Raw genomic sequence first — 11,001 nt, 5'->3', positions numbered from 1 at the left:
AACCTCCCCGGGTGAGCGATCAGACGCATGACGAAGCCCACGGGGGAGCCCTCGGCTCGCGCCTGAACTGGCTGCGCGCCGGGGTGCTCGGGGCCAACGACGGCATCGTCTCGACCGCCGGCATCGTCGTCGGTGTCGCCGGGGCGACCGACGACCGCTCCGCGCTCCTGACAGCGGGCCTCGCCGGGCTGCTGGCGGGGTCGATGTCGATGGCGGCGGGGGAGTACGTGTCGGTCTCGACGCAACGCGACGCGGAGGAGGCCGCGCTGGCCCAGGAGAAGCGGGAGCTGCGCGAGGAACCGGAGGCGGAACTGGCCGAACTGACCGCACTCCTGGCCGCGCGCGGCCTGTCCGGCGACGTGGCCCGCGAAGCCGCCCAACAGCTGACCGCACGCGACGCGCTGCGCGCCCACGCGCGCGTGGAGCTCGGCATCGACCCCGAGGACCTCACCAACCCCTGGCACGCGGCGGCCGCCAGCTTCGTCGCCTTCACCGTGGGCGCACTGCTGCCGCTCCTGGCGATGACCCTGCCGCCCCCGTCCTGGCGGCTCGCGGTCACGGTCGTCTCGGTCCTGTTCGCCCTGGCCCTGACCGGCTGGAGCAGCGCCCGCCTCGGCGCGGCGCCGCCCCGGCCGGCGGTGGGGCGGAACATGGCGGGCGGGGCACTGGCGATGGCGGTGACGTACGGGGCGGGGTCGCTGCTGGGGGCGGCGGGGGTCTAGCGGGTCCACGGGGGTGCGGAGACGCGTCGTACACCGCGCTGACAGGCAGTCTCACATACTTGTCGGTAACAACCCCTAGTCGAGTGCCCACCTGCGCCTCTATCGTGCGGGCATGCCGAACCTGCCCGATGTCGTGCTGTGGTCGATACCCGCCTTCGTCCTGCTCACCGTGCTCGAAATCGTGAGCTACCGCCTCCATCCCGACGAAGACGCCGCGGGGTACGAGGCCAAGGACGCCGTGACCAGCGTCAGCATGGGGCTCGGCAGCATCGCGTTCGACTTCCTCTGGAAGATCCCGATCGTCGCGATCTACATGGCGGTGTACGAGCTGACGCCCGCCCGCGTCCCCCTCCTGTGGTGGACGATCCCGCTGATGCTGCTCGCGCAGGACTTCTTCTACTACTGGTCCCACCGCGGCCACCACGTCATCCGCATCCTGTGGGCCTGCCACGTCGTCCACCACTCCAGCCGCAGGTTCAACCTCACCACCGCCCTGCGCCAGCCCTGGACGAGCCTCACCGTCTGGCCGTTCTACCTGCCGCTGATCGCCTGCGGCGTGCACCCGGCGGCGCTCGCGTTCTGCTCCTCCGCGAACCTCGTCTACCAGTTCTGGGTGCACACCGAGCGGGTCGGCAAGCTGCCGCGCCCCTTCGAGTACGTCCTGAACACGCCCTCCCACCACCGCGTCCACCACGCCTCCCAGGGCGGCTACCTCGACCGGAACTTCGGCGGCATCCTGATCGTCTGGGACCGGCTCTTCCGCTCCTTCGCGGCCGAGACCGAGCGGCCCGTCTACGGCCTCACCAAGAACATCGAGACCTACAACCCCCTGCGCGTCGCCACCCACGAGTACGCCGCCATCGCCCGCGACGTACGCGCCGCCACCACCTGGCGCGAGCGCGCCGGCCGGATCTTCCGCGGGCCCGGCTGGCAGCCGCGCCCGGTGCGGCCCCCGGTGACCGGGCAGCCGCAGGAAGCCGCCGCCGGACAGACCGCGTGAGCGCGGCCGCCGCCGCCGGGGCCGCCGCTACCGGCGACCGGCGCGCCGCGTGGGCCCGCCGGCTCCTCGCCGCCTTCGCCGTCGCGGCGCTCGCCGACCTCGGCTCGCTCGTCGCCGGGGCCGACGCGGGCCACCTGGCCGCCAAGCCGCTGCTGATGCCGCTGCTCGCGGCGTACGCGGCCCTGAGCGGCGCCCCGAGGCCGCTGATCGCGGCGCTGCTCTTCGGCTGGGGCGGCGACGTGTTCCTGCTCGCCGACGCCGAGTGGGCGTTCCTCGTCGGCATGGGCTCCTTCGCCGCCGGACACGTCTGCTACCTTGTGCTGTTCCGAGGCAGCCGTACGTCCTGGCTCCTCGGCGCCGGATACGCCGTCGCGCTCCTGACCACGGTCGCCCTCCTGTGGCCCGACCTCCCCGCGGACCTGCGCGTCCCGGTCGCCGGCTACAGCCTGCTGCTCACGGCCATGGCGCTGCGCGCGAGCGGCCTGGGCGCGCACGCCGGACTCGGCGGCGCGCTGTTCCTGCTCTCCGACACCCTCATCGCCACCGGCGTGGCCGGGTGGCCCCAGCTCCCCGCCCCCGACTTCTGGATCATGCTGACCTACCTCGCGGCGCAGTACCTGCTGGTCAAGGGCGTGCTGGGGCGGCCGGACGCCCCAGTCGGCTCCGCGGCGTACGGTGAAGGGCGTACCACCGTCTGAGCATCGAGGATCCACCCATGCGCGCCACCGTCATCCACGCCCCGCACGACATCCGCGTGGAGGAGGTGCCGGATCCCCGGGTCCAGGAGCCCACCGACGTGGTCGTCCGCGTACTGCGCGCCTGCATCTGCGGCAGCGACCTGTGGGCCTACCGGGGCGAATCCGCCCGGCAGCCCGGCCAGCGCATCGGGCACGAGTTCCTCGGCGTCGTGGAGGAGGCCGGGTCCCAGGTGGCCGGGTTCGCGCCCGGTGATCTCGTCGTCGCGCCCTTCGTGTGGTCCGACGGCACGTGCGAGTACTGCGCCGAGGGGCTCCACACCTCCTGCCCCCGGGGCGGCTTCTGGGGCACCGTCGGCTCCGACGGCGGACAGGGCGAAGCCGTGCGGGTGCCCTTCGCCGACGGCACGCTGGTCAAGCTCCCGCCCGCCGCCGTCTCCGACGACCGGCTCCTGACCGGCCTCCTCGCCCTCTCCGACGTGCTGGGCACCGGACACCACGCCGCCGTCGGCGCCGGCGTGCGGCGCGGCTCGACGGTCGCGGTCGTCGGTGACGGCGCGGTCGGGCTGTGCGGGGTGCTGGCCGCCCGGCGGCTCGGAGCCGAGCGGATCATCGCGCTGGGCCGCCACCGGGCGCGTACCGACATCGCCAAGACCTTCGGCGCCACCGACATCGTCGCCGCGCGCGGCGAGGCGGCCGTCGAGGCCGTACGCGAACTCACCGGCGGGCAGGGCGCGCACGCCGTCATCGAGGCCGTCGGCACCGAGCAGTCGATGCGCACCGCCGTCGGGATCGCCCGCGACGGCGGCGCCATCGGTTACGTCGGCGTCCCGCACGGCAGCGGCACCGGACTCGACCTGAGCGTGCTGTTCGACCGCAACATCGCGCTGCGCGGGGGAGTGGCGCCGGTGCGCGCGTACATACCGGAGCTGCTGCCGGACGTCCTGGACGGGACGGTCGACCCGTCGCCGGTCTTCGACGTCACCGTCGGCCTCGACGGCGTGCCCGAGGGCTACCGGGCGATGGACGAGCGCACCGCGCTCAAGGTGCTCGTCAAGCCGTGACACCCGGGCCCACGGGAACGGGCCGCCCGGAAGGAATCCGGGCGGCCCGCTCACCTGCGGTGCTGTCTACTTCTTCTTGGTCACGGCGTCCAGCGCGTCGGCGATGCCGACACCGTAGAAGCCGTTGTAGTTCTTCCCGCCCTCGCACACCGCGTCGACCTTGCCGTCGCCGTTGATGTCGTACGGGTCGGTGCACGGCACCGCGTCCGCCTGGCTCGCCAGGAGGGACTTGATCCGCTGCGCCGAGGCCTTCGGGTGCGTGCTCTTGATGAGCGCCGCCACCCCGGCGACGTGCGGGGACGCCATCGACGTACCCGCCATGTAGCCCCACTTGCCGCCCGGGACCGGGCCCAGGATCAGACCGCTCGTCGCGGGAGGCGCGGGCTTCTGGTACGCCGTGCTGTCGCCGCCCGGAGCCGCGATGTCGATGACACCGTGCCCGTAGTTGGAGAACGACGACTTCAGGCCCTTGGCCCCCGTCGAGGCGACCGTCACGACGCCCGGCAGCTGCGTCGGGGCGTCGAGGCACTCGCCCGGGTCGACGTCGCGCGGCACCGGAGTGGTGTCGTTCGGACTCGTCGTGTCGTGGATCGAGTCCGCCGCGAGATCGTAGTTCGAGTTCCCGGCCGCAGCGACGTTCACCGCGCCCTTCCTCTCGGCGTACCGCGAGGCCCGGACGATGGCGTCGACGAGCGCCTTCTGGTCCGGGTCGTCCTTGCAGTTGAACATCCACGGGTCGGTGTAGTAGCTGTTGTTCGTCACATCGACGCCGTGCTCGGCCGCCCACACGAAGCCGCAGACCACCGACTCGGTGTAGAAGAAGCCGGCCGTCGTGGACACCTTGATGCCCGAGACCTTGACGCCCGGCGCGACACCGGTGACGCCGACACCGTTCTTCGCGGCCGCTATCTCGCCCGCCACGTGCGTGCCGTGCGGGCTCTCCTCGGCCGACGGGCGCCAGGCACCGTCCGCCGTGTCGGGCTTGCCGGTCACGCAGTTGACGGACGCCTCGCGGTCGAAGTTCGGCGCGAGGTCCGGGTGGGTGTCGTCGACCCCCGTGTCCAGCACGGCGACGGTGACCTTCCGGCTGCCGAGCGTCTTCTCGTGGGCCTTGTCCGCCTTGATGGCGGGCAGGTCCCACTGCAGCGGCTGCAACGGGTCCTCGCCGGCGACGGCGGCCGCCGACGCCGCCTCCGCCTGGGCGCCGGTGAGCGCCTTCGGCGTACCGACGTCCTTCGTCGACTGGGCGGGCAGCGGCGCCGTACGGGTCGCACCCGCCGACTGGACGCCCTTGACGCCCCGCATCGTCTTCGCGAACGCGTCGTTCGACGAGTGGACGACGATCACGCCGATCTGGTCGTACGCCTGGACGATCGTGCCGCCGGCCCGGCCGACGGCCTTCTTCACCTTGGCCCAATTGCCCTTGCCCGGGCGTACGTTGACGACGTAACTCAGCGGAGTGCCCGCCGCCTCGGTCACCGCCGAGGCGGCGTCCTTCGCGCCGAGCACGTCGGCCGAGGTGGCCGACGCGGTGCCGGGCAGGAAGGCGAATGCGGCGGCGGTGGCCAGGCCCGCGGACAGGGCCACGGTGCGGCGGGACCTCGGGGTGCGGTGCGGCGTCATGAAATCTCCGGTTCGCGGATCGGCGGAGCCTCGGACGGTCACTTCTTGACGGCGTCGAGCGCGTCGACGACGCCGGAGCCGTAGTAGCCGTTGTAGTTGTCGCTGCCCTCGCAGGTGGTGGCCTCGACCCAGTTGCCCGCGGCGTCGTAGACGTGGCTCGGGCAGCCCGGGTTGTCGGCCTGCTTCTTCAGCAGGCGCTGAAGCTGCGCGGGAGTCGCCTTCGGGTGCGCGCTCTTGAGCAGCGCCGCCACGCCCGCGACGTGCGGGGTGGCCATCGAAGTGCCCTGCTTGTAGCCGTAGCCGCCGTCGAGGACGGTCGACAGGACCCGGCCGTTGGCGTCCGGCGTGGCCGGGATCTGCCACTTGTCGCCGCCGGGGGCCGCGACGTCGGCGACGCCGTACCCGTAGCTGGAGTAGTACGACTTGACGTTCTTGTCACCCGTGGCGGTGACCGTCATGACGCCCGGCAGCTGGGTCGGGACGTCGAAGCACTCGGACGGGTCGATGACCCGGTCGCCGGGGGTGCTGTCGTTCGGGCTGGAGTCGTCGAGGATCTCGTCGGCCGACAGGTCGAAGTTCGAGTTGCCGGCCGCGGCGACGTTCAGGGCGCCCTTGCGCTCCGCGTACTTCGTGGCCCGCGTCAGGGCGTCGAGGAGCGCCTTCTGGTCCGGGTCGTCCTCGCAGTTGAACATCCACGGGTCGACGTAGTAGCTGTTGTTCGTCACGTCGATGTCGTGCTCCGCGGCCCACACGAAGCCGCAGACGACCGCCTCGGTGAAGAAGAGGCTGGTGCCCGGCTCGCTCACCTTGATGCCCGCGAGCTTCACGCCCGGCGCGACACCGGCGACGCCGAGTCCGTTGCGCGGAGCGGCGATCGTACCGGCGACGTGCGTGCCGTGGTCACTGCCGTCCGTGTACGGGCGCCAGGCGCCCTCCGAGGAGTCCGCGACGCCGCCGACGCAGTTGGCCGACTGGGACTTGGAGAAGTTCGGCGCCAGGTCCGGGTGGGTGTCGTCGACACCGGTGTCGATCACGCCGACGGTGACCTTCGAGCTGCCGTCGTTGACCTTCGCGGCCTGGTCCGCGCCGATGGCCCGGATGTCCCACTGGTTGGCCTCCAGCGGCTCCTGACCGGGCGCCGCGGCCGCCTTCGCCTTCGCGGCCCCGGCCGCGGACAGCTTCTGCGTGGTGCCTTCCTCCGTGATGCCGACCGGAGTGAGCGGGGAGGTGCGGGTCGCGCCCGCCGAGGCGACACCCTTGGCCTTGCGTATCTGCTTGCCGAAGTCCGGGTTCTGCGAGTGGACGACGATGACCCCGATCTGGTCGTACGCCTTCACCACCGTGCCGCCGGCCTTGGCGATCGCCCGCTTCACCGAAGCGCTCGTACCGTGGCCACCCTTGGTGTTGACCACGTACGACAGCTTGGGACCGGTGGTGTCGACCGCCACCGGGGCGTCGGAGCCGTCCAGCGGCGCGGCCGAGGCGGCCGCTCCGGGCAGGAAGCCGAGCGTAGCCGTGAGAGCCAGTCCGACGGGCAGGGCGAGTGCGCGCTGCCGTCTGGATCCCAGATGAGCCATGGGTTCTCCACATCATCCGTGAGAGCCGCCCCTGCGCGGGTGCACATGAGCGGGTACATGACGAGTGAAGCTAGCGCCGATCATGCGTTCGTATCAACGTGTTCGGAAAAGAAATGGCGGATGCCGAACCGAGACGCGATGCGATCCGTGCCGTTGTCAGGGGGACGAGCACCATCACCCCCCACCTGTGAGGTCACTTTGTCCACCCCACCCACCGCACCCGCCTCGCGAGGAGATTCCGTGGCAACCGACGCACCACCGCCCGAGGGCGGCACGGGCCTGATCCGGACAGGGCACACGACGCAGGAGTTCGTCGAGGTGCAGGAGAGCGCCGAGTTCGGCGAACTGCGCCGCGCCCACCGGTCCTTCGCCTTCCCCCTGACCATCGCGTTCATCGCCTGGTACCTGCTGTACGTCCTGCTGTCCAACTACGCGGGCGGCTTCATGGGCACCAAGGTCTTCGGCAACATCAACGTGGCGCTCGTCCTGGGCATCGCCCAGTTCGCCACCACCTTCCTCATTGCCTGGTTCTACTCGCGTCATGCCGCCACGCAGCTCGACCCGAAGTCCGAGGCCATCAAGTCCCGTATGGAGGCCGACGCATGAGCCCCGCGCTGACCACGACGGCGACGGTCCAGCTCGCCGCCGCCGGTGACGCGAGCGAGCACCGCCCGCTGATCATCACCCTGTTCGGCCTCTTCGTCGTCGCCACCCTCTTCATCACGGTATGGGCGGGCCGCCAGACCAAGAGCGCCTCCGACTTCTACGCCGGCGGCCGCCAGTTCACCGGCTTCCAGAACGGCCTCGCCATCTCCGGCGACTACATGTCCGCCGCGTCGTTCCTCGGCATCGCCGGCGCCATCGCCCTGTTCGGATACGACGGCTTCCTCTACTCCATCGGCTTCCTGGTCGCCTGGCTCGTCGCGCTGCTCCTCGTCGCCGAACCGCTGCGCAACTCCGGCCGCTACACGATGGGCGACGTCCTCGCGTACCGCATGCGCCAGCGCCCCGTGCGCACCGCGGCGGGCACCTCCACCATCGTGGTCTCGATCTTCTACCTGCTCGCGCAGATGGCGGGAGCCGGCGTACTGGTCTCGCTGCTCCTCGGCATCACCAGCGACGCCGGCAAGATCCTGATCGTCGCCCTCGTCGGCATCCTGATGATCGTCTACGTCACGATCGGGGGCATGAAGGGCACCACCTGGGTCCAGATGGTCAAGGCCGTCCTGCTCATCGCGGGCACCCTGCTGATCACCTTCCTGATCCTGCTGAAGTTCGACTTCAACCTGTCCGACCTGCTCGGCACGGCGGCCTCCAACAGCGGCAAGGGCTCGGCGTTCCTGGAGCCGGGCCTCAAGTACGGCGCCACCGGCACCTCGAAGCTCGACTTCATCTCACTCGGCATCGCCCTGGTCCTCGGCACCGCCGGCCTGCCGCACATCCTGATCCGCTTCTACACCGTCCCCACGGCCAAGGCCGCCCGTAAGTCGGTGAACTGGGCGATCGGCATCATCGGTGCCTTCTACCTGATGACCATCGTGCTCGGCTTCGGCGCGGCTGCCCTCCTCAAGCCCGGCGACATCATCGCCTCCAACAAGGCGGGCAACACGGCCGCGCCGCTCGCCGCGCTGGAGATCGGCGGCGGCGCCGACTCCCCGGGCGGCGCGATCCTGCTCGCCGTGATCTCGGCCGTGGCCTTCGCGACCATCCTCGCGGTCGTCGCGGGCCTCACCCTGGCGTCCTCGTCGTCGTTCGCGCACGACATCTACGCCAACGTCATCCGGCGCGGCAAGGCCACGGAGAAGGAGGAGGTACGCGCCGCCCGCTGGGCCACGGTGGCCATCGGCGTCGTCTCCATCGCCCTGGGCGCGATGGCCCGCGACCTGAACGTCGCCGGACTGGTCGCCCTCGCCTTCGCGGTGGCCGCCTCCGCCAACCTGCCGACGATCCTCTACAGCCTCTTCTGGAAGAAGTTCACGACGCAGGGCGCCCTGTGGTCGATCTACGGTGGCCTGACCGCGTCGGTGGGCCTCGTGCTGTTCTCACCGGTCGTCTCCGGCAAGCCCAGCTCGATGTTCCCCGGCGTCGACTTCGCCCTGTTCCCGCTGGAGAACCCGGGGCTCATCTCGATCCCGCTCGGCTTCCTGCTCGGCTGGCTCGGCTCCGTACTGTCCAAGGACGAGCCGGACAAGGGGAAGTACGCGGAGCTGGAGGTCAAGTCACTCACCGGCATCGGCGCGCACTGAGCGTACCCGCCGTCGCTCTTCGCGCCTTCCCACAGCTGTGCCCCCGCGGCCGCGTCGTAGAGTCGTACGACGCGGCCGCACCGCTCCTCGTGGTATCGGAGCCCCTCGTGATGTCAGTGGCGTCGCGTAGGCTCGACAGCGTTCGACACAGACGAATTTCCGGATCGGGGAGGGGGCCGAGGATGCTTATCGACACTTATGGCCGAGTAGCCACTGACCTGCGTGTTTCGCTCACCGACCGCTGCAATCTGCGCTGTACGTACTGCATGCCCGAAGAGGGCCTGCAGTGGCTCGCGAAGCCCGATCTGCTCACGGACGACGAGATCGTCCGGCTGATCGGCATCGCCGTCACCGACCTCGGAGTGACCGAGGTGCGCTTCACCGGCGGCGAGCCGCTGCTGCGCCCCGGGCTCGTCGGCATAGTCGAGCGCTGCGCCGCCCTCGCGCCCCGCCCCAAGATGTCCCTCACCACCAACGGCATCGGCCTCAAGCGCACCGCGACCGCCCTCAAGGCGGCCGGCCTGGACCGGGTCAACGTCTCGCTCGACACGCTGCGCCCCGACGTCTTCAAGACCCTCACCCGCCGCGACCGCCACCACGACGTCATCGACGGCATGGCCGCCGCCCGCGACGCGGGCCTGACCCCGGTCAAGGTCAACGCCGTCCTGATGCCCGGGCTCAACGACGACGAGGCCCCCGACCTGCTGGCCTGGGCCGTCGAGAACGACTACGAGATGCGCTTCATCGAGCAGATGCCGCTCGACGCCCAGCACGGCTGGAAGCGCGACGGCATGATCACCGCCGGTGACATCCTGGAGTCCCTGCGCACGCGCTTCACGCTCACCGCCGAGGGTGAGGACGAGCGCGGCTCGGCGCCCGCCGAGCGCTGGGTCGTCGACGGCGGCCCGCACCGCGTGGGGGTCATCGCCTCGGTCACCCGCCCGTTCTGCCGCGCCTGCGACCGCACCCGGCTGACCGCCGACGGTCAGGTGCGTACGTGCCTGTTCGCCCGCGAGGAGTCGGACCTGCGCGGGACCCTGCGCTCCGGCGCCCCCGACGAGGAGATCGCCCGGCTGTGGAAGCTGGCGATGTGGGGCAAGAAGGCGGGTTCCGGCCTGGACGACCCGTCCTTCCTGCAGCCCGACCGGCCCATGTCAGCCATCGGAGGCTGACCGCCCCTCCCACTCCGCGAGCGTCACCACTTCCTTGAGGAAGCCGCGTACACCGAGGAACTGGGAGAGGTGCTCACGGTGCTCGTCGCACGCCAGCCACGTCTTGCGGCGCTCGGGAGTGTGCAGCTTCGGGTTGTTCCAGGCGAGAACCCACACAGCGGCCGAGCGGCAGCCCTTGGCGGAGCAGACAGTGGCGCCGGCGTCGGCAGAACCTGGGAAAAGAAGGGAATCAGGGGAGTTCACGCGCTCAACCCTAGGTCAAAAAGGCGACGCCGAGCAGCCACGGGGGGAGCTGCCCGGCGTCGGTCCGTCGCTCCGACGGGGGATGCGGAGCGCTTACGAAGTATGTCACGCGACATGGGGTGCGGTGCACCGGAACTTCATGATTGATCTGAGCTTTTATTGAGCTTTGCAGACCGCACAGGATCAGCTCTGTTCACGCGTCTGTTGCTCACGACCCGGACTCCGCACCTCCGGCGCGGACTCCCCGTCGGAGCGCTCCGGCGGGCTCTCCAGAGCCGGCCGGACGGGCGTCGGAATGTGCGCCGAGGGCAGCGAAGAGGCGTTCTCCCGACCGCCGTTGGCGATGACCACGGCGATGTACGGGAGCAAAAGCCCCAGCGCCAGCGCGACGATCGCGACGTGCCGCTCCACGTTCCACAGGACCGCCGCCAGGATCACCGACAGGGTCCGTACCGACATCGAGATCACATACCGGCGCTGACGCCCCCGCACGTCGTCGGCGAGGGCCGGCCGGGCCCCGGTGATCCGGAAGACCTCGGGGCCGTTCTTCTTCCGCATCACGTCGCACCACCCGTTTCCCTGCCGGACGTCCGCTCACCGGACGCCTTCCACGGTACGCCGCCGCTCAGCCGCCATCGAGAGCGGGGCGTCCCCGACCC

11 protein-coding genes are annotated in these 11,001 nt (G+C 70.9%); 7 read left to right on the top strand and 4 right to left on the bottom strand.

Annotated elements, in window-relative coordinates; genetic code table 11:
* The first annotated feature begins 11 nt into the window (after positions 1–11).
* The 4 genes from IE185_RS00185 to IE185_RS00170 all read left to right on the top strand — a co-directional run bounded on the left by IE185_RS00185 (position 12) and on the right by IE185_RS00170 (position 3,481).
* Positions 12–722, top strand: coding sequence for a VIT1/CCC1 transporter family protein (locus IE185_RS00185; RefSeq protein ID WP_189714360.1), 711 nt, complete (start codon positions 12–14; stop codon positions 720–722).
* 112 nt (positions 723–834) lie between these two features.
* Positions 835–1,722, top strand: a complete 888-nt coding sequence (locus IE185_RS00180) for a sterol desaturase family protein (RefSeq protein WP_138895060.1) — start codon at positions 835–837, stop codon at positions 1,720–1,722.
* Complete coding sequence (locus IE185_RS00175) at positions 1,719–2,420, top strand: lysoplasmalogenase (protein ID WP_138895061.1); 702 nt, start codon at positions 1,719–1,721, stop codon at positions 2,418–2,420. The genes IE185_RS00180 and IE185_RS00175 overlap by 4 nt, the downstream gene beginning before the upstream one ends.
* 17 nt (positions 2,421–2,437) lie before the next feature.
* Positions 2,438–3,481, top strand: a complete 1,044-nt coding sequence (locus IE185_RS00170; RefSeq protein WP_138895062.1) for a zinc-dependent alcohol dehydrogenase family protein — start codon at positions 2,438–2,440, stop codon at positions 3,479–3,481.
* 66 nt (positions 3,482–3,547) lie between these two features.
* Here the strand turns inward: IE185_RS00170 and IE185_RS00165 are convergent, their stop codons facing one another.
* Positions 3,548–5,104 carry a S8 family peptidase gene (locus IE185_RS00165; protein ID WP_189714358.1) on the bottom strand — a complete coding sequence of 519 codons (1,557 nt, stop codon included), beginning with the start codon at positions 5,102–5,104 and terminating at the stop codon, positions 3,548–3,550.
* A 38-nt stretch (positions 5,105–5,142) separates the two neighbouring features.
* Entirely contained in the window at positions 5,143–6,681 is a 1,539-nt protein-coding gene (locus IE185_RS00160; protein WP_138895063.1) for a S8 family peptidase, read from the bottom strand.
* A gap of 240 nt (positions 6,682–6,921) precedes the next feature.
* Between IE185_RS00160 and IE185_RS00155 the strand changes: the two genes are divergently transcribed.
* The 3 genes from IE185_RS00155 (at position 6,922) to moaA (ending at position 10,099) form a co-directional block, all read left to right on the top strand.
* Positions 6,922–7,287 (top strand): DUF485 domain-containing protein, encoded by a 366-nt coding sequence (locus IE185_RS00155; protein ID WP_229843286.1) that lies wholly within the window; start codon positions 6,922–6,924, stop codon positions 7,285–7,287.
* Complete coding sequence (locus IE185_RS00150) at positions 7,284–8,927, top strand: monocarboxylic acid transporter (protein WP_138895064.1); 1,644 nt, start codon at positions 7,284–7,286, stop codon at positions 8,925–8,927. Before IE185_RS00155 ends, IE185_RS00150 begins: the two co-directional genes overlap by 4 nt.
* A gap of 182 nt (positions 8,928–9,109) precedes the next feature.
* The gene (gene moaA, locus IE185_RS00145) at positions 9,110–10,099 is read left to right on the top strand and encodes a GTP 3',8-cyclase MoaA (RefSeq protein ID WP_138895065.1); all 990 of its coding nucleotides are present in this window, start codon (positions 9,110–9,112) and stop codon (positions 10,097–10,099) included.
* Here moaA and IE185_RS00140 read toward each other — a convergent pair.
* Both IE185_RS00140 and IE185_RS00135 read right to left on the bottom strand, forming a co-directional pair.
* Entirely contained in the window at positions 10,082–10,342 is a 261-nt protein-coding gene (locus IE185_RS00140; protein WP_138895066.1) for a hypothetical protein, read from the bottom strand. The two genes, moaA and IE185_RS00140, sit on opposite strands and share 18 nt — an antisense overlap.
* Positions 10,343–10,525: 183 nt before the next feature.
* A complete protein-coding gene (locus tag IE185_RS00135) occupies positions 10,526–10,900 on the bottom strand; it encodes a DUF3099 domain-containing protein (RefSeq protein WP_138895067.1) in 375 nt (124 codons plus the stop codon).
* Positions 10,901–11,001: the final 101 nt, after the last annotated feature.

It is taken from the genome of Streptomyces chryseus (genome assembly GCF_014650755.1).
Lineage (GTDB): Bacteria > Actinomycetota > Actinomycetes > Streptomycetales > Streptomycetaceae > Streptomyces > Streptomyces chryseus.
Note: the sequence above shows the minus strand (reverse complement) of the source record. Positions and strands in the feature narration are given on the sequence as shown.

Bases quoted from the DNA above. Each gene is read 5' to 3' on its own strand.
- IE185_RS00135 (WP_138895067.1), bottom strand. From the start codon at position 10,900: ATGCGGAAGAAGAACGGCCCCGAGGTCTTCCGGATCACCGGGGCCCGG.
- IE185_RS00170 (WP_138895062.1), top strand. From the start codon at position 2,438: ATGCGCGCCACCGTCATCCACGCCCCGCACGACATCCGCGTGGAGGAG.
- IE185_RS00160 (WP_138895063.1), bottom strand. From the start codon at position 6,681: ATGGCTCATCTGGGATCCAGACGGCAGCGCGCACTCGCCCTGCCCGTC.
- IE185_RS00165 (WP_189714358.1), bottom strand. From the start codon at position 5,104: ATGACGCCGCACCGCACCCCGAGGTCCCGCCGCACCGTGGCCCTGTCC.
- moaA (WP_138895065.1), top strand. From the start codon at position 9,110: ATGCTTATCGACACTTATGGCCGAGTAGCCACTGACCTGCGTGTTTCG.
- IE185_RS00180 (WP_138895060.1), top strand. From the start codon at position 835: ATGCCGAACCTGCCCGATGTCGTGCTGTGGTCGATACCCGCCTTCGTC.
- IE185_RS00150 (WP_138895064.1), top strand. From the start codon at position 7,284: ATGAGCCCCGCGCTGACCACGACGGCGACGGTCCAGCTCGCCGCCGCC.